This window comes from Pseudoalteromonas lipolytica (assembly GCF_003515105.1).
In the GTDB taxonomy this organism is placed as follows: Bacteria; Pseudomonadota; Gammaproteobacteria; order Enterobacterales; family Alteromonadaceae; genus Pseudoalteromonas; species Pseudoalteromonas lipolytica.
On the sequence record NZ_CP032090.1, the window covers coordinates 1,187,839 to 1,210,018 of the forward strand.

Here is a 22,180-nt window from a genome sequence, read left to right on the forward strand (position 1 = left end):
TCAATCATTATTAGCTGTGATATTTTTCACATGCTTCAAGGGTGTTCTCAATGAGGCTTGCAACAGTCATCGGGCCGACACCACCTGGTACAGGCGTGATGAAGTGCGCTTTTTGTTCGGCAATATCATATTGAACATCACCCACAAGTTTGCCAGATTCAAGGCGGTTAATACCTACATCAATGACGATAGCGCCTTCTTTAACCCAGTCACCAGGAATAAATTCTGGTTTACCTACAGCCACCACCAATAAGTCTGCACGACGCACATGAGTTTCTAAATCTTGCGTGAATTTATGACACACCGTTGTTGTACAACCGGCAAGCAGTAACTCAAGTGACATAGGACGACCAACAATGTTCGATGCACCAACCACAACCGCATGCATGCCTTTGTAACGCACACCCGTAGAGTCGAGTAGGGTAATAATCCCTTTAGGTGTACAGGGGCGAAGTGCTGGCATACGCTGTGCTAAACGGCCAATGTTATAAGGATGGAAACCATCAACATCTTTATGAGGGGTAATACGTTCAAGAATCTTCTCTGCATCAAGACCTTGCGGCAAAGGAAGTTGAACTAAAATGCCGTCTACTTCTTTGTCTTCATTAAGTTGATCAATTAATGCGAGTAAGTCTTGCTCTGTCGTGTCGCCAGGTAAGTCGTAAGATTTAGAAACAAAGCCGACTTCTTCACAGGCTTTGCGTTTTGAACCTACATATACTTGGCTTGCTGGATCTTGACCAACTAACACGACTGCGAGTCCTGGAGCACGTAAACCGTTTGCAACACGCGCTGCAACTCGTTCTGCCACATTACTGCGTACTTGTTTAGCTATTGCCTTACCATCGATGATGTTTGCCGTCATGGGTGACCTTTCATTGGGGTTAGTTAACTTGATACTGATACATCAAAATATGATCATCCGAATAAGGGGCATGGATATAACAAACACGTTTGTTTGATCATATTTTATTATGCTGCGTATTTTCGCAGAAAAGCTGCATAGCGCCAAGATGCAATATGATATAAAGCGTCTATTTATAAAAAAGAGTTCAAATTTTAGCTTATATTTGCAATATTTAACCATTATGAACTAAAAGTGACCGATTGAATTATTTTCTTAAAAAAATGTTTGACCTGACTCGGCCAAATCACTATTATGCACCCCGTTGTTAACGAGGTCACTCGCAAACAATAGTAAGCATCGGCGATTAGCGCAGTTTGGTAGCGCACTTGGTTTGGGTCCAAGGGGTCGCAGGTTCAAATCCTGCATCGCCGACCACTTCTTCTTTAAGAAGCGGTTGCTTACAGGCAAACTTTTGAAGTTTTCGATGCGCCCGTAGCTCAGCTGGATAGAGCAACGCCCTTCTAAGGCGTTGGTCGAAGGTTCGAATCCTTCCGGGTGCGCCATTTGAAAATATGTAAATGCCGTGGTGATTGTAGCTCAGTTGGTAGAGCCCCGGATTGTGATTCCGGTTGTCGTGGGTTCGAGCCCCATCAGTCACCCCAATTTACACACAGTATCGGCGATTAGCGCAGTTTGGTAGCGCACTTGGTTTGGGTCCAAGGGGTCGCAGGTTCAAATCCTGCATCGCCGACCACTTTCACTGTGGTTGTATTTTCAAAACTTCTCTTTATATCGGCGATTAGCGCAGTTTGGTAGCGCACTTGGTTTGGGTCCAAGGGGTCGCAGGTTCAAATCCTGCATCGCCGACCATTTTCTACTAGTATATTCATCTTGGTAATCTGAGCGTTTCATGCGCTAAATTAATACCGCTTAGTCATTCCCTTTTTAAACATTCTGATTTAATTAATCACCTTACTTTGCTGATGATTTTTACGTTCGTTTTTTGTTCGTTTAAACGCAGATTGCCGCTATATAGACCAAATAATTGCCCCCTAGACTCGACTATCAAAAATATTAGGTTATAATGCCGCGTCTATTGTTTAACATAGTGCCCATAGGGGCAGAGCAGCAATGGTATCTCATGGTTACAATGCGCCGTTTTAAGTTGAATTTTTCAGCGTTAAAACTTGCTATCACTCATGGAGATCACCTTGTTTGTAAGGAAGGCGAACAGTCGCCAAAATTGAAGATTGAGGTAAATCATGCAAGTTTCTGTTGAGACGACTCAAGGCCTTGAGCGCCGTCTGACCATCACCGTTCCTGCAGAGAACGTTGAGACTGAAGTAAAAAAACGCTTACAACAACTGTCTAAAACCCAGCGTATCGATGGTTTCCGTCCTGGTAAAGTTCCAGCGTCTATCATCAACAAACGTTACGGTGCTGCAGTACGTCAAGAAGTTGCGGGCGAATTAATGCAACGCAACTACATCGAAGCAATCGTTTCTGAAAAAATCAACCCAGCGGGTGCACCAACTTTCGCACCAAAAGCGTTAGAAGCAGGTAAAGATTTAGAATTCGATGCAACGTTTGAAGTGTACCCTGAAGTTGAAATTCAAGGTCTAGATAAAATTAACGTTGAAAAACCAGCTGTTTCTGTTACTGACGAAGACCTAGCTAACATGCTAGAAACGTTACGTAAGCAACACGCATCGTGGACTGAAGTTGACGCTGCTGCAGGTGAAAAAGATCGTGTAACTATCGACTTCGTTGGTTCTATCGATGGTGAAGAGTTTGAAGGCGGTAAAGCTGAAGACTTCCCTCTAGAACTTGGTCAAGGTCGTATGATCCCAGGTTTCGAAGACAACATCGTTGGCAAAAAAGCGGGCGAAGAAGTTGTTGCTGAAGTAACATTCCCTGAAGAATATCACGCTGAAAACCTAAAAGGTAAAGCGGCTTCTTTCACTATTACTGTGAAGAAAGTTGAAACTCAAGAGCTTCCTGAGCTTAACGAAGAGTTCGCAACTAAATTCGGTGTTGCTGAAGGCGGCGTTGATGCACTGAAAGAAGAAGTTAAGAAAAACATGTCACGTGAGCTTGACCAAGCGGTTAAAGCTAACGTGAAAGACCAAGCTATCAAAGGTCTTTTAGCGAACAACGAAATCGACGTGCCAAAAGCACTAGTAGATCAAGAAATTGATGCTCTACGTCAACAAGCGGCACAACGTTTTGGCGGCAACGCTCAAAACATGCCTGAGCTTCCAGCTGAGTTATTCCACGAGCAAGCTGTAACTCGCGTTAAAACTGGCCTATTACTAGGTGAAGTGATTAAAGCGAACGAGCTTAAAGTTGATGACGCAAAAGTTGAAGAGTTAATTGCAACAGTGGCTTCTGCATACGAAGATCCAACTGAAGTAGTAGAATACTACAAAGCAAATGATCAACTAATGCAGCAAATGCGCAACGTAGCGATGGAAGAGCAAGCAGTTGAAGCTATCCTAGCTAAAGCAAACGTGACTGACGTTGAAAAAGCATTCGACGACATCATGAATCCACAGCAAGGTGCCTAATAAGTCATTGACTTAAGCTCTCGCTAGCGATTAAATGGCTCGTGTTACACTGTATTTATACAGCGTACTCGGGCCATTTTAGTTTGTGGTGGCCAGTTTCACCAAAACCAACAATACTTATGTTAATGCGCAACATTAAACATAAAGGATTGAAAATACATCTTTGTGTTCGCATATACTTAAATAGATTGAAAATACGCGTAAATTAACATTAGTATAAATGTGCTTTCCTTATAGTAAGGATGAGTCGCAGCGGATAAGGAATTAAATAAGAATGAACAGCGGTATGATAGACCCTCTAAACGCATTAGTCCCTATGGTTGTTGAGCAAACAGCAAAGGGTGAGCGCTCATATGATATTTACTCACGTCTTTTAAAAGAGCGCATTATTTTCTTAACAGGCCAAGTTGAAGATAACATGGCAAACTTGATTCTTGCGCAAATGCTGTTTTTAGAGTCAGAAAATCCAGAAAAAGATATTTATCTTTATATCAACTCGCCAGGTGGCTCGGTCACTGCAGGCATGGCGATTTACGATACAATGAATTTCATTAAGCCAGATGTCAGTACTATTTGTGTTGGTCAAGCGGCGAGCATGGGAGCCTTCTTGCTATCAGGTGGCGCTAAAGGCAAACGTTTTTGTTTACCTAACTCGCGTGTGATGATTCACCAACCACTTGGTGGTTTCCAAGGTCAGGCGTCTGATTTCGAAATTCATGCCCGTGAAATTTTATCAATTAAAGATAAACTAAATCGCTTGATGGCTGAGCATACGGGTCAGCCGTTAGACGTGGTATCACGCGATACCGACCGTGACAACTTTATGAGTGCAAGCGAAGCGGTTGAATACGGTCTCGTTGATTCAGTATTTTCTAGTCGCGAAACAAAGTAATCTGAATAGCTAATGATATCGTATTATTAGCTATCACCCTTTACTATGCGAAAACTTATATTCTTTGATATAGTTAACCATAGTGAATTAGCAGCAGTTGCGTGCTGCTGCCAACGTAAAAAATGAGGTAGCTGAATGTCTGACACTCCTACAGACGGCGACAAAAGTAATAAATTGTTATACTGCTCTTTTTGTGGCAAAAGCCAGCATGAAGTTCGCAAATTAATTGCAGGCCCTTCAGTATACATTTGTGATGAATGTGTTGAGCTGTGTAACGATATAATCAGGGAAGAGATCAAAGACATTGCGCCGAAACATAGCGCGTCTGATAAACTGCCTGTGCCGAAAGAAATTCGTAATCACTTAGATGATTATGTGATTGGCCAAGACCACGCGAAAAAAGTACTGTCGGTTGCGGTATACAATCATTATAAACGTCTTCGTAATCAAACCATCAACGCTGATATTGAACTTGGTAAAAGTAATATCTTGTTAATTGGTCCTACAGGTAGTGGTAAAACATTACTTGCAGAAACGATGGCTCGTTTACTTGATGTGCCATTCACTATGGCTGATGCCACAACATTAACCGAAGCCGGTTATGTGGGTGAAGACGTCGAAAATATTATTCAAAAATTACTGCAAAAATGTGATTACGACGTCGAAAAAGCGCAACGTGGTATTGTTTATATTGATGAAATTGACAAGATTTCTCGTAAATCAGACAACCCATCAATCACCCGCGATGTATCAGGCGAAGGTGTGCAACAAGCACTTTTAAAACTGATTGAAGGCACGGTTGCCTCTGTACCACCGCAAGGCGGTCGTAAGCATCCGCAGCAAGAGTTTTTACAAGTTGATACGTCGAAAATCTTATTTATCTGTGGGGGTGCATTCGCAGGCCTAGATAAAGTGATTGAGCAGCGTAGTCACAAAAATACGGGTATTGGCTTTGGTGCTGAAGTTAAACAATCATCTGGCAGCCGCAGCTTAAGTGAGACATTTAAAGATGTTGAGCCTGAAGATCTGGTGAAGTACGGTTTAATTCCTGAGTTCATTGGTCGTCTACCGGTTGTTGCAACGTTAACAGAGCTGGATGAAGCCGCACTGATTCAAATTCTAAGCGAACCTAAAAATGCTTTAACTAAACAGTTTTCTGCATTGTTCGCAATGGAAGACGTTGAGCTTGAGTTCCGTGAAGATGCCTTATCAGCGATTGCGCACAAAGCAATGGAGCGTAAAACAGGTGCACGTGGCTTACGTTCAATCGTAGAAGGTGTATTACTTGATACCATGTATGAACTTCCTTCGATGGATGATGTAAGCAAAGTGGTAATTGACGAAACGGTTATTAAAGGTGAGTCAGACCCAATTTTGATTTACCAAAGTGGTAATCAAGACAAAGCGGCATCTGAATAAATTTGAAATAGTTCAAAATTTAAGCAGTTAAACATAAAAAAGGAGCCAATGGCTCCTTTTTTTATAAATATGTTGAACTTTCCCTTACATATCCCCATATACTTGAGTAATCTTTAAAATAAATGAAGTGCGAAGAGAATATAATGACGCTTGAGAGAACAGATCGAGTTGAAATCCCCGTGTTGGCACTGCGCGATGTAGTGGTATACCCGCACATGGTGATCCCGCTATTTGTTGGTCGTGAAAAATCAATAAAATGCTTAGAAGCGGCGATGGACAAAGACAAACAAATTTTCCTAGTGGCGCAAAAAGACGCCTCTGTTGATGATCCGCAACAAGATGATATCTACCGTGTTGGTACCATAGCCACAGTACTTCAGTTATTAAAGCTACCTGATGGCACCGTTAAAGTGCTTGTAGAAGGCACGCAGCGTGCGAGCGTCGAAACGTTTTTAGATAACGATGATTTCTTCGTTGCTGAGGCGCAGTTCATTGAATCAAGCCACATTGATGAGCAAGAGCAAGATATCTTTATTCGTAGCGCTATTAGCCAATTTGAAGGCTATGTGAAACTCAATAAGAAAATCCCACCTGAAGTACTTACTTCTGTGTCGGGAATCGATGAGGCTGCACGTTTAGCTGATACGATGGCAGCGCATATGCCACTTAAAGTGCCAGAAAAACAAAAAGTACTTGAGATTTCTAATGTAACAGAACGTCTTGAGTACTTAATGGCCTTGATGGAAGGTGAGATAGACTTACTGCAAGTTGAGAAGAAAATTCGTACCCGCGTTAAAAAGCAGATGGAAAAATCGCAGCGTGAGTACTACCTCAACGAGCAAATGAAAGCGATTCAAAAAGAGCTTGGCGAGCTGGATGATGTACCAGATGAATTCGAAGCAATTAAAAAGCGTATCGAAGAATCGGGCATGCCAAAAGAAGCGCAAGAGAAAGCAAGTGCTGAACTTGCGAAGCTGAAAATGATGTCACCTATGTCGGCAGAAGCCACCGTGGTTCGCTCATATATTGATACGCTTATCAATGTGCCATGGAAAAAACGCTCTAAAGTGAAAAAAGACTTAGCGGGTGCGCAAAAAATTCTTGATACCGACCATTACGGTTTAGACAAAGTCAAAGAACGTATTATTGAGTATCTTGCAGTCCAACAGCGTACTAATAAGTTAAAAGGCCCAATTTTGTGCCTAGTCGGTCCACCGGGTGTGGGTAAAACATCACTAGGGCAGTCTATTGCGCGCTCTACGGGTCGTAAATATGTTCGTATGGCTTTAGGTGGCGTACGTGATGAAGCTGAAATACGTGGTCATCGTCGTACTTACATTGGTTCAATGCCAGGTAAGTTGATTCAGAACATGACCAAAGTTGGGGTTAAAAACCCACTGTTCTTATTAGACGAAATCGACAAGATGTCTTCTGATATGCGTGGTGACCCAGCCTCAGCATTGCTTGAGGTATTAGACCCAGAACAAAACAGCCATTTTGCTGATCACTATTTAGAAGTCGATTACGATTTATCTGATGTAATGTTTGTTGCTACATCAAATAGCTTTAATATTCCGGGTCCATTATTAGACCGTATGGAAGTAATTCGTTTATCGGGCTACACCGAAGATGAGAAGCTAAATATTGCCAAGCAGCATTTAATTCCAAAGCAAGTTAAGCGTAATGGTCTTAAAGATAGCGAAGTTGAGATTGAAGATAGCGCCATCATTGGCATTATTCGCTACTACACCCGCGAAGCTGGTGTGCGTAATCTTGAACGTGAAGTGTCTAAGCTGTGTCGTAAAGCAGTGAAAAATATTTTGCTTAATAAAGACATTAAGAAAGTCACCATTGACGAAGACAACCTAGAAGAATTCTTAGGTGTGCAGCGCTTTGATTACGGTAAAGCAGAAGATGGCGATCGTATAGGCCAAGTAACGGGTTTAGCGTGGACTGAAGTAGGCGGAGATTTATTAACGATTGAGTCAGCCGCAGTGCCTGGTAAAGGCAAACTAACGTACACGGGATCGCTGGGCGATGTGATGCAAGAGTCAATTCAAGCAGCAATGACTGTGGTGCGTAATCGCGCGGATAAATTGCGTATCAATAGTGACTTTTACGAAAAACGTGACATACATGTTCACGTGCCTGAAGGTGCAACACCCAAAGATGGCCCAAGTGCGGGTATTGCCATGGTGACAGGTTTAGTATCGAGCTTAACGGGTAACCCGGTACGTTCTGATGTTGCCATGACGGGTGAAATCACTTTACGTGGTGAAGTACTTCCAATAGGTGGCTTAAAAGAGAAACTTTTAGCTGCCCACCGTGGCGGTATTAAAACCGTTATTATTCCAAAAATTAACGAACGTGACTTAAAAGAGATCCCTGATAACGTTTTAGAGGGTCTTGAAATTCACCCAGTTACATGGATTGATGACGTTTTAAAGATAGCTTTGAAGCACCCAGTAGAGAGTTTTTCAGTCGAAACTGAAAAAAACCAGTAAAAAACAGCAAAAAAGTGCTTTTAGGGGCTTTTCAAATACAAAGGGTATGATAAGTTAAGCACTAGTTTTCAAGCCTAGGCCTTATGTGGCCTAGGGTTGAGAAAAATATAATAACCTGAGCATAAACTTAACTTGCTCATAAATTTTCAAAACAGTGATGTTAATTAAAAAAACAATCGCTCTTGATAATAACAATGAAAGAGGATGATATTGTGAATAAATCTCAATTAATCGATCAAATCGCAGCTGATGCTGACATTTCTAAAGCGGCTGCTGGTCGTGCACTAGATTCATTCATCGAGGCTGTTTCAGGCGCTCTTAAAGATGGCGATTCAGTGGCGCTAGTTGGCTTTGGTACTTTCTCAGTACGTGAGCGTGCAGCGCGTTCAGGTCGTAACCCACAAACTGGTGAAGCTATCCAGATTGCAGCAGCAAACATTCCTTCTTTCAAAGCAGGTAAAGCGCTGAAAGACGCAGTAAACTAATCAATAAAAGATTAGTAAGGTGAGAGATACCTAATCACACTTAAATTGAATTAGGTAACTTAGCACCAGTTACTTCAAGTGAAAAAGCGTATCTGGTAAGATACGCTTTTTTTACATGAGCAGGGTTAATTTGTACCTGATCAGAATAGAGATAGATAAATGCTTGAGAAAATCAGAGAAGGTTCGCAGGGACCTGCAGCCAAAATTATTTTAGGCGCGGTGATTTTATCTTTTGCTTTAGCTGGGATCGGTGGTTATTTAGGACAAACCACAGAGCAACCCGTTGCAGAAGTAAATGGAGTTAAAATTAGCCAAACCGAATTCAGCCGTGCTTATCAAAATGAGCGTAATCGTTTAGAGCAACAATTTGGTGAATATTTTGCGCAAATCGCAGCCGATCCAAATTACATGGCACAAATCCGCCAAGGCGTAATTGACCGTTTAGTACAACAAGAATTGCAAACTCAACTAGCGGCAGAATTAGGTCTTCGTGTTAGTGACGAAAGTGTTCGTAAAGCTATTTTAGAAATGCCTTACTTCCAAGTGGGTGGCCAGTTTAATAACGACCGCTATCTACAAGTACTTCGTCAAATGAACTTTCAACCAGATACTTTTAGAGAGTATCTACGTGAAGATATGACGCGTAGCCAACTTGTGGGTGCTGTTGCAGGAACTGATTTCGTATTAGAAAACGAATTAAACAACAGTGTTGCACTTCAACAACAAACGCGCAGTATCGATTACCTTGTTGTTACTAAAGAGTCGTTACAAGAAGGCGTTGAAGTAAGCGAACAAGAAATTGCTGATTACTATGACCTAAATCAACCGCAGTTTTTAGCACCTGAGCAAGTATCAGTGAGCTACATTGATTTAAATGCGGCGAATCTGAGCCTAGATTCAAGCGTGTCAGAAGAAGATGTAAAAGCGTATTACGATCAAAACAGCGCGCAATATATTGAGCCAGAAAAACGCCGTGTTTCACATATCTTAATTGATAATAGTGAAGACGATGATGCTGCAAAAGCGAAAGCAGAAGAGTTACTTGCACAACTTAAAAATGGTGCAGACTTTGCGCAGCTTGCTGAGTCGTCATCAGACGATGTCGTGAGTGCTGAGATGGGCGGTGATCTTGATTGGATAGAACGCGACATGATGGACCCTGCGTTTGAAGAGGCAACATATGCACTTGCAAACAAAGGTGACATTTCTGATGTTGTAGAATCTGAGTTTGGTTATCACATCATCAAACTGACAGATATTCAAACACAGCAAGTAAAACCTTATGCTGACGTAAAAGGCGAGTTACGTGCTGAGCTGGAGCGTTCTAAGAAAGTGAATGCTTTCTATGAGAAGCAAACAGAAATGGGTGAATTAGCGTTTGAAATCTCTGACACATTAAACGATGCAGCAGAAGCGGCAGGTGTTGAAGTTCAAAAAACAGAGCTAGTAACGCGTAACGCATTACCAGAGCCACTTAATAACCCACAAGTTATTGCGGCAATTTTCTCTCCAGAAGTGTTAGAAGATCGCATGAACTCAGAAGTGATTGAAGTGGGTGATGAGCATGCTGTTGTTGTTCGAGTGAATGATCACAAACCAGCAACGACGAAGCCACTTGCAGATGTTTCAGAGCAAATCAAAGCGACGTTAGTTGCGCAGAAAGCATCTGAACTTGCTAAAGATAAAGCACGCACTCTGTATGCAGATATTGAAGCAGGTAAAAGCTTAAGCGATATTGCGGCAGCTGAAGGCTTAGAAGTTCGCCAAGAAGCGGCGTTAGCACGTCAAGCGTACACCGTTTCACCCGCTATTGTTCAACAGGCATTTAGAATGGCACACCCACAAGGTGCACCCGTGACAGATGTTGTTGATTTAAATAATGGTGACTCTGCGATTGTTGCGCTTAAAGCGGTGAATGAAGCTCAAAGCAGTGATATTAATGAGCAACAAAAACAAAACATCACAATGGCGCAAGTAAATAAAAACTATATGGTATTTATTGCTGCACTCAAAGCGCAAGCTGATGTAAAAGTACCTAAAGCTGCTCAACCTTCAGAGTAAGCTATTAGTTAGCTAAATGAAGAGGCGCCTTATGGCGCCTTTTTTGTCGTTTAAAAATACCAATGGTTTACATCTCAGCGCAGGCAAAGTTCATCAATTAAGTAATCAAGGCTCTGAAGCGCTTCATTTTATTGTCACTTCAACACCCCCAGTCACGGTGATAGAGTCGAAGTGTCGCTCAGATGAGGCTTGTGCTGTTACTTAGCCTTGATGGGCCAAGATTGCGCGCTTTCTTTATACCAAAGTGCATTAGCGAATGCTGCATTCATGGCTAAAGCCATTCCTACCTCGATTTGGAATCGTGCCGAGTGTAGGAGGCTTTTAACGCCGAATAGCAACTTCTTCATGGCTAAAGCCATTCCTACCTCGATTTGAAATCGTGCCGAGTGTAGGAGGCGTTTTAACGCTGAATAGCAACTTCTTCATGGCTCACGCCATTCCTACCTCGATTTGGAATCGTGCCGAGTGTAGGAGGCGTTTTAACGCTGAATAGCAACTTCTACGTGGCTCACGCCATTCCTACCTCGATTTGAAATCGTGCGAAGTGTAGGAGGCGTTTTAACGCTGAATAGCAACTTCTTCATGGCTAAAGCCATTCCTACCTCGATATGAAATCGTGCCGAGAGTAGGAGGCGTTTTAACGCTGAATAGCAACTTCTTCATGGCTAAAGCCATTCCTACCTCGATTTGAATCGTGCCGAGTGTAGGAGGCGTTTTAACGCTGAATAGCAATCCCTTCGTGACTAAAGCCATTCCTACCTCGATTTGAAATCGTGCCGAGTGTAGGAGGCGTTTTAACGCCGAATAGCAACTTCTTCATGGCTAAAGCCATTCTGACCCCGATTTGAAATCGTGCCGAGTGTAGGAGGCGTTTTAACGCCGAATTAAGCGTAAAGCGTTAAGGTAAATCAACAACTCAGCAATTTCTGTGTTACGGATGATTGCGGGTTTTGGAAAATCGTTTCAGTTTGGCCGTATTCGACAATCTCGCCGTGATCAAGCACCACAAGTTGATCGCTAATATGGCGCACTAAACTTAAATGGTGAGTGATCAGGACATAGCTAAGGCCCGTTTCTTTTTGTAAACGTAGTAATAAGTTTACCGTTTGAGCACGCACAGAGGGGTCTAGCGACGATAAAGCCTCATCAAGCACCACAACCTTAGGATCTAGAATTAAAGCGCGTGCAAGCGCTATACGTTGCAATTGACCACTACTGAACATATGCGGGTAATAATGACGATGGTCTAACAAGAGCCCGACTTTTGCTAACGTTTGTTTAATTTTCTCTTCGCGAGCGGCTTTGTCTAGATCAGTATTATATTGTAAGCAGTCGTTTAGCATGTCACCAATAGTGAGGCCGGGGTTGAGTGAGGCTTCAGAATCTTGGAATATAAGGCGAATATGACGACAGTCATTATCGCGAAGCCCATCATTTTCAATGATATTACCATCGAGTAAAATTTGCCCTTTATCTGCGTTGTCTGCACCTGCTAATAGTTTTGCAAGGGTGCTTTTACCTGAGCCTGTTTCACCAATAATGGCGATAGTTTCTCCTTGGCCTAAACAAAATGAAATGTCTTTCAGCACCGTAAAACGCTTGCGTGAAAAGAGTCCTGCACGCAAATTAAAACTTTTCGATAGGGCTTGCACTTTTAGCAGAGGTTGCATTATTTCATCGCCTTAATTAATGGGAAGTGACACGCATAACTATGACCATGATGTTTCGTCAATTTAGGCGTTACCACACACGCTTTTTGTGCTTGTGGGCAACGGGGGCCAAGTCGGCAACCTATCGGCAAATGTTGCAAGGTTGGAATCGTGCCTTTGAGCGCATAAAAGGGCTCTTTATGTGCCAAACCTTGCTCGTAGTCAGGTAAGCTCTTTAATAATGCTTGTGTATAAGGGTGGTGTGGCTGACTAAATATGCGGCTTGTAGGGCCTGCTTCAACCATTTGTCCGCAGTATAAAACATGCATCCCATGCGACCAGTCTATGATCTCTTCAAGCTCATGAGAGATCATTAAAATTGACATGTTTTTTAACAGGTTCAAACTTTTTAATAATCTAAAAACTTGTGCACGAGTCGTGCTCTCAAGGGCTGTGGTTGGTTCATCGGCGATAAGTAATTTAGGAGTACGAGCAATCGCCATCGCTATCATCACTTTTTGGCAGATACCTTCTGAAAGCTCATGAGGATAGCTGTCGAGCACTTTTTTGTGATCTTTAATTCCCACTTTATGAATAAGTGCTTTTACGCGGTCTTTACGTTGGCGATTTCGTTTTAAGAAAAAGCCACTGGTTGCTTCAACGGGTAAGGTTTCGGCAATTTGATCAAATATTTTTGCTGTGGGGTCCAAACAGCGGCTTGGATCTTGGTAAATCATAGCAATATCTTGACCAACTAATTTACGGCGTTGCTCATTGGATAGACGCATTAAGTCAACACCGCGCCAGTGCATTCTGTCAGCAGTGATATGCCAGCGCTTATTCAACACCCCAACAATGGCTTTCGCAATTAAGCTTTTGCCAGAGCCTGACTCACCAACCAGCGCATGAACCTCACCTTCTTTAAGGGTTAGGCTCACTTTATCAACCGCACGAATTACCGTATCAGAGGTGCGTAACTCTATCGTGAGATTGCGAATATCGAGTAATTGCATAACTAGTCGGCCTTACGTTCTTTGAGCACTTGGCGTAAACCATCACCCACCAAATTGGTAGACAGCACAGCTAAAAATAATAATACGCCGGGTAAACCCACAGTCCAAGGGGCAAGGTAAATTAAACCAAGGTTTTCGGCCAAAATCGCCCCCCATTCAGTGGTTGGCGGCTGTGCACCGAGCTTTAAAAAGCCCAGTGCTGAGATATCTAATATTGCTGTAGAAAGTGCCATTGTGAATATAACCACAATATGTTCGTAGATATTCGGGAAAATTCCTCGGGCTAATATGTGCCAGTTAGACGCACCATCTAGTTTAAAGGCGGTGATATAATCTTTATTGAGCTCTTCAACAATCAGGTTTCGAACAGAGTGAATAAACTGTGGCAGTAGAGCAAGGATAATTGCCCACACGGTGTTCATTAAGCCAGGACCAAGAATCGCGATAATAATTATGGCTAAAAGTAACGAGGGAATCGACAAGGTAATGTCGAGTAAGTGATTTAAAAAGCTTGAACGAATACCACGACTAATGCCCGCAAAAGTGCCTACCAAAACCCCAATAACCGTGGTGATAAGGGCTGCTACAACAGATAAGCCAAATGTGTAAGTTGCGCCATTCATTAATCGCGACAACACATCGCGACCTAAATCATCGGTGCCTAATAGAAACCGAACATCACCGGCATCATGCCATGACGGCGGCAATAATAACGCATCGCTGTGCTGCTGGTTTACGCCATAAGGGGCAAGTAAAGGGGCTGATGCAGCCAGTAAAGCAAAGGCAATAAATAACCATAAGCCAACAAGTGCAGGGTGGTTGGTTTTAAATTTACGCCAAAATCGCGCCAACGGCGATTTATTCGACTCTTCAGAGAATAAATTAAACTTTGCCATGAGCTTGGTTCCGCGAGAGTGGGTCGAATAGAGTGTAAGTGAGCTCTGCGACAATCGTTGCTAAAATTACGAACATAGACACAGCCAATAAGCCGCCTTGAATAGCGGGGTAATCGCGTTGATAAATACTGTCAATTAACCATCGGCCTATGCCGGGCCATGAGAAAATGACCTCGGTGATCATCGCAAGGGTGATCAGCGTACTAAATTGTAAGCCGATTTGCTTTATCACAGGCAATAACGCATTTCTAAGGGCATGATGAATAATGAGCTGGGCGCGGTTTAACCCTTTAGCACGTGCTGTTTTAATGTAACTTTGATCAAGCACTTTGAGCATTGAATCGCGCGTAAAGCGCACCAACACGGTTGTTGGGTACATAGCCAAAACGATAGTTGGCAATGTTAGGTGGTGCAATGCATCCACAAAAGCCATGCCATGATACGGAAAGTCTCCCGCAATGATATCTATCAAAATGAACCCAGTGACAGGTTCAATCTCGTAAAGTAACCCCATACGGCCCGACATCGGAAACCAGCCTAACTGCAGTGAAAACACCATTATTAACAGCAGTGCTAACCAAAATACGGGCATTGAATAGCCAATGAGTGTGCCTGAGTTAATGAATTTATCGGGCCAACGTCTGTAATAAGCTGCGGCTAAAATACCGCTTGGCACGCCGACGACCACTGACACGATTAGCGCATAGGTACTCAGCTCGAGTGTGGCAGGAAATAGGTCAACAATATGTTGAAATACACTTTCACCAGAGGCGAAAGATACCCCCCAATCTCCTTGGACGATGCGCTCTAAAAACGCGAAGTATTGAACGGCATAATTTTCAGTAAAGTGGAACTTTTCTTCAAGCACGCTGGTTTGCGAAAAAGTGCTGTTAGTAATACCACTTAAATTGGTTAAGGCATCACCGGGGAATAAATAGCTTAACGAAAAAGTAAAAATACTTAATGTCAGCATCATAAACATTAACAGCGCTAAGCGGCGAAGAATATAATCAAGTATCATTATTCTTTCCTCGCGTTAGCCAGTGAAATACCGCCAAACGGGCTTAAACTTATCCCTTTCACATCGCTGCTAGATGCTTGAAAACGCATGCCGTGGGCAATTGGCAGAATCGGCAACTCTTGTACAATAATGCGCTGAGCTTGATTGTAAAATTGCTTCCGTTTTTCTAAATCGGTGGTGTCGAGCGCTTGAGTGAGTAATAAATCAAATTCAGGGTTACACCAGTTTGCCGGATTTTTACCACTAAAAGTTGCTGTGCAACTTAGCAATGGGCTCATAAAGTTGTCGGGGTCGGGCGTATCGGCTGCCCAGCCGAGTAACACGCTATCGTGGCGGTGTTCACCAACGCGTTGTAAAAAGGTATTCCATTCGTATTCCACAATACTCACGTTAACCCCGATTTTGCGCAGATCACTTTGCATCAGCTCCGCCATTTTACGGGCATTTGGGTTATAAATTCGGCTGACTGGCATGGCCCAGATATTCATATCAAAGCCATTTTTATAGCCGGCCTCTGCAAGCAGTGTTTTCGCAAGTTCAGGATTGAATTCAGGCATCGCTTTTTGTGCTTCAAAAGCCCAAGAGGCAGGGGGCAGTAACGATTGTGCCTTAATACCATTACCGTAGTAAACTGCTTGCATGATTTTGTCGACATCAATCGCGCTGGCCAGTGCTTGGCGCACACGAATATCATCAAACGGTGGACGCTCAGTATTAAATGCCCAATAACCAATATTAAGGTTTTGCTCTTTTTGAACGTTAATATCGTCTCGTTCAGCTAAAATACTTAATTGTGCGCTGCTAGGGTGAGCGGTTACATCGCATTCTTTGGTCAGCATTTTGGCAACTCGGGTGGTGCCATTTGGCGTTATGTCGTAAACCAATTGCTCAAGCACCACAGGGTGTTTCCAATAATCAGGATTACGGTAATAGCGAATTAAGCGATCGCGACGGTATTCTCTGTACACATAAGGGCCCGTGCCAACGGGGTACTGGTCAAAGAGGTTTTCTTGCTTTCGCTCTTTTAATTGCATGGCGTATTCTTTTGATAGCACCACGGCAAAATCAGTTGCAAGATTCGCTAAAAAGCTGCTTTCTGCATTATAAAGTTCAAAGCGCACCTGGTAGTCAGAAACACGCACAATGCGGCGAATTAATTGATCAATACCGACACTTTGAAAATACGGGTAATTGGCATCACCCACAAAATGATAGGGATTGTATACATCAAATAAGCGACTAAAGGTAAAAATGACGTCATCGGCATTAAAATCACGGCTCGGTGTAAAGTACTTGGTAGTATGAAACTTCACCCCTTTTCGTAAAGTAAAAGTGATGGACTTGCCGTCTGGACTGATTTTCCAATCGGTGGCAAGTTCCGCCTGAAATTCAGCAGACACAGGGTCGATACTCAATAGGCGGTCATAAAGCTGATTAGCAATAATATCAATGGTTGAGCCCGTGGTCGTTACTTGTGGATTAAACGACACCGGGTTAGCCTCAGCGCAATACACTAAGCCCTGATTTTTTTGTTCAGTGGTTTTTTCTTCGCTATCTAGGCAGCCTACTAAGCATACCAAAGACAAAGCAAGTAACGGTTTATACACCTGATTAGCCTCTAACTATTGCTGCTGGTCTAATAAATTGTATTTTTTCAAATAGCCACGTAATTGATGATACGTTAATTCGAGCTGTTCTGCAGTTTTCTTTTGATTAAATTGACTGTGTTCCAATGCTTTTTTTATGACATCAATTTCAAAGTCATTGGAAAGTTGTTTCAAGTTACAAGGAAACTGAATTTCAGGTTTGCTTAGTGATACTGACTCTTGCGCCTGTGAAGGGGGTGTAACCGCATGTTCTATATGTGCAATTGGTGCACTGTTACTACTGCCTTTAATACGTTGCTTAGGTCTGAATTTGCTGGCAAATGGGTCTAAAATAATCTGGTGAACGGGAATATGTTCATTGCCGTGACGATACAAACTTCGTTCAACAACATTTTTTAATTCACGAATATTACCCGGCCAGTCGTATGACTGCAGTGTTTCGGTAGCGCTGCGAGTAAAGCCACTAAATAGCTCCCACTCAAGATCACGCGCCATATTAATCGCAAACTGTTCTGCAAGTAACATAATATCTTCTTGGCGTTCACGAAGCGGGGGCAGGGTAATAACATCAAAAGCGAGACGATCAAGTAGGTCGCTTCTAAACTCACCTTGCTCTGCAAGACTTGGTAGGTCTTCATTTGTTGCGCACACAAGGCGAGTATCTACTTTAACGGTTTGCTTACCGCCGACACGCTCAAACTCACCATATTCAATAACGCGTAACAGTTTTTCTTGCACCATCGCTGAGGTGTTGGCTAATTCATCTAAAAACAGCGTGCCACTGTTGGCGCGTTCAAAGCGACCTTCATGGCGTTTACTTGCTCCGGTAAAAGCCCCGCTTTCATGGCCAAATAATTCACTTTCGAGTAGGTTCTCGTTAAGCGCCGCACAGTTGAGCTTGATATAGTTCTGTTCCCAGCGTTTCGATAAAAAATGTAAACGCGCTGCAATCAGTTCTTTACCTGTACCGCGTTCACCAATAATAAGCACTGGTTTATCTAAACTAGCCAGCTGTGATACTTGATCCAGCACGCTTAAAAAGCTGTCAGATTGGCCGAGTAAATTATCCTGTTGGCGAAATTGGCTCATATTCCCTAACTCTTAGTCATTTTTACTAAGATCTAGTGTATTTCATTATCTGAGAGAACTAAAGAAATTTATAAATTTAGTTTAACTGTTTGAATATATTAAGTTATTCTAGCTTTATAAAAGTTGGCAAGCATATTGATACTAGATATACCAACTGATTAAGTTAAAACACCAAAGAGGTAAATGTTATGGGAATTTTTTCACGTTTTGCAGACATCGTTAATTCTAATATCAATGCCATCTTAGATAAAGCAGAAGACCCAGAAAAAATGGTTCGTCTGATCATCCAAGAGATGGAAGATACATTAGTAGAAGTACGCTCTACGTCAGCAAAAACACTTGCTGAGAAAAAAGAATTAGTACGTCGCGTTGATACATTAAAAGTACAGGTTGCTGATTGGCAAGAAAAAGCGGAGTTAGCACTAAGCAAAGACCGTGATGACTTAGCGCGTGCAGCACTGATTGAAAAGCAAAAGTCTGCGGATGCTGTGGCTGCCGTTGAGTCTGAGCTTGAGCATGTTGAATCTCATATTGCAAAGCTTCAGCAAGAAGTAAGCACGTTACAAGAGAAGCTGGCTGATGCTAAATCACGTCAAAAAGCGATTATTTTACGTCAACGTTCAGCTGAGTCACGTTTAGAAGTGAAAAAAGCGCTTGATAGCTCAAAAGTGGAAGATGCGCTAAACCGCTTCGAACGTTACGAAAACAAGATCGATGGTCTAGAATCTCAAATAGAGTCTTATGATCTTGGTAAAAAATCATTAGCTGACGAAATTGCGGGTCTACAGCAAGACGAAAAGATTGATGATGAGCTTGCTGAGCTTAAGAAAAAACTGGCAGATAAAAAATAAAAAATGGGGGCAAGTCCCCCAATGCTTAAACACATAACGGATTGACAGGAGAGAATCATGTTCGACGCAGAAGTTTTGATGGCACCCATTATTGTATTTATGGTGGTTGTTGCCCCACTTTGGCTTATTTTACACTACCGTAGTAAAAAGCAAGTGAGTCAAGGTTTAAGTGAACACGAACATCGCCAGCTGTTAGAGCTTGCACAAAAAGCAGACAAAATGGCAGAGCGAGTTGAAACATTAGAAGCCTTACTTGATCAAGAGGCTCCACAGTGGAGACGTAAAGTATGAGTACCAAACGCGAATTATTCAGAGACGCAGAGCGCGGTAAAATAGCCGGTGTGTGCGCAGGTATCAGCGACTACTTTAATATGGAGCTTTGGCTCGTACGCATTCTTGTCGTCACCGCAGTGTTGTTATCGGGTGGGCCATTTATTGTTGTTGCTTACATTGCTGCGTGGTTTATTTTAGATAAGAAACCATCAGAGAAAACAATGAAAACTGGCGACAGTATTCACCAAGACCCGCTTGAAGTGAAATTTAAAGTATGGCAAAAAGGGGAACCACCTCGCCGTGCACTGCAAGATTTAAAAGAGCGTCTTGCGCGAGTTGATGGTCGTTTACAAGAGATGGAACGCTATGTCACCTCAACTGAATTTACGGTTAGCCGTGAAATTAACAAACTTTAAAGGATTTTAAAGCACCTTGTTTGCAATGTGAAACCAAGCGCAAATAGGGTGCTAGACACTGTATGAGCCAATCATTTGCAAAGAACACCTTTAATAAATTAAAAAACAAAGCCGAAAAAGCGCTGCATCGTGGTTTAGATCAACACGTGAAACTTGCTGTAACAGGATTAAGTGGCAGTGGTAAAACGGCGTTTATAACCGCACTTGTTAAGCATTTAACCAGTCAAGCTGATGATAAAAACCTACCATTTTTTAATGTAATGCGTGAAAAACGCCATATTGCAACCAAAGTGGTGCCTCAGCAAGCTCTCACCATTCCAACGTTTGAATATAATCAGGCTTTGTCATCATTATTGCCCTTGGAAGGTGAACCGGCATGGCCGGCATCAACTGAGCGTATCAACACACTGCGACTGGCAATCAAGTATCAAAGTAATGCCGGGCTTCGTGGTCATTTTGCACCGCAATCCACTTTGTATTTAGACATCATTGATTACCCAGGTGAATGGTTACTCGACTTGCCAATGCTTGAGCAGTCATTTGCTGATTGGTGTGAGTTACAATATTCATTGCTTATGCAAACGGCGCGCAATGAAAAAGCTCAGCCATTTTTATCTGCACTTGCAGAGCTCGATTTATCGTCCAGTGTTGATGAAAGTTTACTTGCTGAGGTGGCAGCACTGTACCAGCAGTTACTCGTCAGTTTAAAGCAAGATACCAAACTTGCCATGTTACAACCCGGGCGTATGTTGATGCCGGGTGAACTTAAAGGTGCCCCCTTACTGCAGTTTTTCCCGGTCGCAAACGTACCAGAGGAAATCGCTGAAGGGTCAAATTTAGCGCACCTTAAAAAGCGCTATAAGGCTTACGTAAAAGAAGTTGTGAAGCCATTCTATGAGCAACATTTTCGCCATTTTGACCGACAAATTGTGCTGGTGGATGTCTTGAGTGCATTGAACGAAGGGGCCGAAACGTTACATGAGCAAAGTCGTGTAATAAACCAATTGCTTGCACATTTTAATTACGGTGAAGCCAGTTTCTTTAAACGTTTGTTTAAACCTAACATCGACAAGCTGTTGTTTGCTGCAAATAAATCAGACCATATTAGCGCGCAGTATCATAAAGATTTAGCATTATTGCTTGATTCAATCGTGCATGATCAAAGCAACCATTTAAAGTTTGAAGGCGTACAAATTGAAACCATGGCTATGTCGTCAATTTGTGCGACAGAGCCGCGCCAAGTTGTAGAAAAAGGCCAGCAATTAGCCTGTATTTACGGTAAACCATTGGGCGAGCATGAGTGGGTCACTTATTTACCCCCCCAGCCACCTTCACGACTATTGAATAAACACGAGTGGCCAGCACAAGGCTTTGAGTTTTTGTCGTTTTCGCCATTACCATGCCCTGATAAACGGTTAAAGCATATTCGTTTAGATCATGTCATGCAGTATCTGATAGGAGATAAACTAACATGAGTAAACAGCCGAACGAGGTTGATTTTCAAGCTGGGCGCCGTATTGCGAGCTCTGCAGCAAATGAAGCACCGACTGAGGAGCTTACAGCTGCAAAGGTAATTGAAAATGCAGAGTTTATTGAAAACGATGACGAATTAACTGACGACATAGAACTGGCACCGGTATACAGAAAGTCAAAATGGCAAACATTAAAAAGCCTTTTTGTTGTGAGCTTTTTAGTCTTGGTCTTGCTTGAATTTGGTATGTCGCTGTATGTGACGTTTCAGCAATCGATTATTGTCGGTTCAGTGTATTTAACAGCGGTACTAAGTGGCGTGCTCTTGATTAGCCGTGTTATTTGGCGTGAGTATCGCATGCTGCGTAGCTTAAAGCGCAATCAGCTACATCGTACAGAGGCTGATCGATTACTTAATAGTGAGCAAGTAGGTGAAGCGCTGCCTTGGCTTGAGAAACTCAATAAACATCAAGCACTCATAGGCTTTGATGACTTTAAAACACAAATAGCCAGTCATCATACCGACAAAGAAATCATGACGTTATATGCAGACAGCTTATTAGTCAGCCAAGATCAGCAAGCAAAGAAACTGATTAATCGGTTTGCCACAGAATCGGGCTTATTGGTGGCATTAAGCCCACTTGCACTGGTTGATATGATGGCGGTACTTTGGCGTGGCACTAAATTAATTGAGCAAATTGGTCGTATTTATGGCATTGGTTTTGGTTATGCAAGTCGCATAAAATTGTATCGCTTGTTGATCAAACAAGTGCTTTTTGTGGGCAGTGCTGAACTGGTGTCCGATCTGGCTGCAACGGCACTCAGTGCAGAGCTGTTGGGTAAATTGTCGGGCCGTGCCGCGCAAGGGCTTAGCGCCGGTATTTTTACTGCTCGCATTGGCTATAAAGCCATGGAGTTAAGTAGGCCATTGCCACGTTTAGAGCACAAACGTAGCCTATTAAAAGAAACGGCTAATAGTATTGCGCGAAAAATAGCCTCGCGCAGCAGCGATAAAGACACCGAAAAGACTCAATGACAACATTTGTGTACAGTTAATAAAAACGGTTGAGTGATATTTAGCCATCTGTGCATCCGGCATGCTTGTGGTTAGGCTGTATGT

19 protein-coding genes and 5 tRNA genes are annotated in these 22,180 nt (G+C 42.6%); 17 read left to right on the forward strand and 7 right to left on the reverse strand.

Annotated features, from left to right (window positions below; translation table 11 throughout):
* Positions 1–10 precede the first annotated feature (10 nt).
* Positions 11–865 carry a bifunctional methylenetetrahydrofolate dehydrogenase/methenyltetrahydrofolate cyclohydrolase FolD gene (gene folD / locus D0907_RS05405; protein ID WP_036969836.1) on the reverse strand — a complete coding sequence of 285 codons (855 nt, stop codon included), beginning with the start codon at positions 863–865 and terminating at the stop codon, positions 11–13.
* Between the two features lie 340 nt (positions 866–1,205).
* On the opposite strand from folD, the gene D0907_RS05410 reads away from it, so the two are divergent.
* The 12 genes from D0907_RS05410 (at position 1,206) to D0907_RS21020 (ending at position 10,980) form a co-directional block, all read left to right on the forward strand.
* Positions 1,206–1,282 (forward strand) — tRNA-Pro (locus D0907_RS05410).
* Between the two features lie 51 nt (positions 1,283–1,333).
* Positions 1,334–1,410 (forward strand) — tRNA-Arg (locus D0907_RS05415).
* A 23-nt stretch (positions 1,411–1,433) separates the two neighbouring features.
* Positions 1,434–1,509, forward strand: a tRNA-His gene (locus D0907_RS05420).
* Between the two features lie 15 nt (positions 1,510–1,524).
* Positions 1,525–1,601 (forward strand) — tRNA-Pro (locus D0907_RS05425).
* Positions 1,602–1,640: 39 nt separating this feature from the next.
* Positions 1,641–1,717, forward strand: a tRNA-Pro gene (locus tag D0907_RS05430).
* 392 nt (positions 1,718–2,109) lie between these two features.
* Positions 2,110–3,414 (forward strand): trigger factor, encoded by a 1,305-nt coding sequence (gene tig / locus D0907_RS05440; RefSeq protein WP_074988630.1) that lies wholly within the window; start codon positions 2,110–2,112, stop codon positions 3,412–3,414.
* Between the two features lie 274 nt (positions 3,415–3,688).
* A complete protein-coding gene (clpP, locus tag D0907_RS05445; RefSeq protein ID WP_036969828.1) occupies positions 3,689–4,306 on the forward strand; it encodes an ATP-dependent Clp endopeptidase proteolytic subunit ClpP in 618 nt (205 codons plus the stop codon).
* Positions 4,307–4,441: 135 nt separating this feature from the next.
* Positions 4,442–5,725, forward strand: a complete 1,284-nt coding sequence (clpX, locus tag D0907_RS05450) for an ATP-dependent protease ATP-binding subunit ClpX (protein WP_036969827.1) — start codon at positions 4,442–4,444, stop codon at positions 5,723–5,725.
* A 143-nt stretch (positions 5,726–5,868) separates the two neighbouring features.
* Positions 5,869–8,229 carry an endopeptidase La gene (gene lon / locus D0907_RS05455; RefSeq protein WP_036969826.1) on the forward strand — a complete coding sequence of 787 codons (2,361 nt, stop codon included), beginning with the start codon at positions 5,869–5,871 and terminating at the stop codon, positions 8,227–8,229.
* A gap of 212 nt (positions 8,230–8,441) precedes the next feature.
* Positions 8,442–8,714, forward strand: coding sequence for an HU family DNA-binding protein (locus tag D0907_RS05460; RefSeq protein ID WP_036971652.1), 273 nt, complete (start codon positions 8,442–8,444; stop codon positions 8,712–8,714).
* 159 nt (positions 8,715–8,873) lie between these two features.
* Positions 8,874–10,775, forward strand: coding sequence for a peptidylprolyl isomerase (gene ppiD / locus D0907_RS05465; RefSeq protein WP_036969824.1), 1,902 nt, complete (start codon positions 8,874–8,876; stop codon positions 10,773–10,775).
* A gap of 31 nt (positions 10,776–10,806) precedes the next feature.
* Positions 10,807–10,980, forward strand: coding sequence for a hypothetical protein (locus D0907_RS21020; protein ID WP_162898028.1), 174 nt, complete (start codon positions 10,807–10,809; stop codon positions 10,978–10,980).
* Between the two features lie 703 nt (positions 10,981–11,683).
* On the opposite strand, the gene D0907_RS05475 is transcribed toward D0907_RS21020, so the two are convergent.
* From D0907_RS05475 to pspF, 6 genes are read right to left on the reverse strand one after another with little or no spacing between them, the layout of a single operon-like run.
* On the reverse strand, positions 11,684–12,445 hold the full coding sequence (locus D0907_RS05475) for an ATP-binding cassette domain-containing protein (RefSeq protein ID WP_036969818.1): 762 nt from the start codon (positions 12,443–12,445) through the stop codon (positions 11,684–11,686).
* Entirely contained in the window at positions 12,445–13,437 is a 993-nt protein-coding gene (locus D0907_RS05480; protein ID WP_036969815.1) for a peptide ABC transporter ATP-binding protein, read from the reverse strand. The genes D0907_RS05475 and D0907_RS05480 overlap by 1 nt, the downstream gene beginning before the upstream one ends.
* Before the next feature lie 2 nt (positions 13,438–13,439).
* Positions 13,440–14,333, reverse strand: coding sequence for an ABC transporter permease subunit (locus D0907_RS05485; protein ID WP_036969812.1), 894 nt, complete (start codon positions 14,331–14,333; stop codon positions 13,440–13,442).
* Entirely contained in the window at positions 14,320–15,354 is a 1,035-nt protein-coding gene (locus D0907_RS05490) for an ABC transporter permease (protein WP_036969807.1), read from the reverse strand. The genes D0907_RS05485 and D0907_RS05490 overlap by 14 nt, the downstream gene beginning before the upstream one ends.
* The gene (locus tag D0907_RS05495; protein ID WP_036969802.1) at positions 15,354–16,961 is read right to left on the reverse strand and encodes an ABC transporter substrate-binding protein; all 1,608 of its coding nucleotides are present in this window, start codon (positions 16,959–16,961) and stop codon (positions 15,354–15,356) included. Before D0907_RS05495 ends, D0907_RS05490 begins: the two co-directional genes overlap by 1 nt.
* Positions 16,962–16,976: 15 nt before the next feature.
* On the reverse strand, positions 16,977–18,050 hold the full coding sequence (gene pspF, locus D0907_RS05500) for a phage shock protein operon transcriptional activator (protein WP_036969799.1): 1,074 nt from the start codon (positions 18,048–18,050) through the stop codon (positions 16,977–16,979).
* 188 nt (positions 18,051–18,238) lie between these two features.
* On the opposite strand from pspF, the gene pspA reads away from it, so the two are divergent.
* The 5 genes from pspA (at position 18,239) to D0907_RS05525 (ending at position 22,096) form a co-directional block, all read left to right on the forward strand.
* On the forward strand, positions 18,239–18,901 hold the full coding sequence (gene pspA / locus D0907_RS05505; RefSeq protein ID WP_036969796.1) for a phage shock protein PspA: 663 nt from the start codon (positions 18,239–18,241) through the stop codon (positions 18,899–18,901).
* 57 nt (positions 18,902–18,958) lie between these two features.
* Positions 18,959–19,192, forward strand: coding sequence for an envelope stress response membrane protein PspB (pspB, locus tag D0907_RS05510; protein WP_036969793.1), 234 nt, complete (start codon positions 18,959–18,961; stop codon positions 19,190–19,192).
* Positions 19,189–19,590: an envelope stress response membrane protein PspC gene (pspC, locus tag D0907_RS05515; RefSeq protein ID WP_036969787.1), complete on the forward strand. Its 402-nt coding sequence runs from the start codon at positions 19,189–19,191 to the stop codon at positions 19,588–19,590. The genes pspB and pspC overlap by 4 nt, the downstream gene beginning before the upstream one ends.
* Before the next feature lie 62 nt (positions 19,591–19,652).
* Positions 19,653–21,065, forward strand: a complete 1,413-nt coding sequence (locus D0907_RS05520; protein ID WP_075594257.1) for a YcjX family GTP-binding protein — start codon at positions 19,653–19,655, stop codon at positions 21,063–21,065.
* Positions 21,062–22,096, forward strand: coding sequence for a YcjF family protein (locus D0907_RS05525; protein WP_118844125.1), 1,035 nt, complete (start codon positions 21,062–21,064; stop codon positions 22,094–22,096). The genes D0907_RS05520 and D0907_RS05525 overlap by 4 nt, the downstream gene beginning before the upstream one ends.
* The last annotated feature ends 84 nt before the right edge of the window (positions 22,097–22,180 follow it).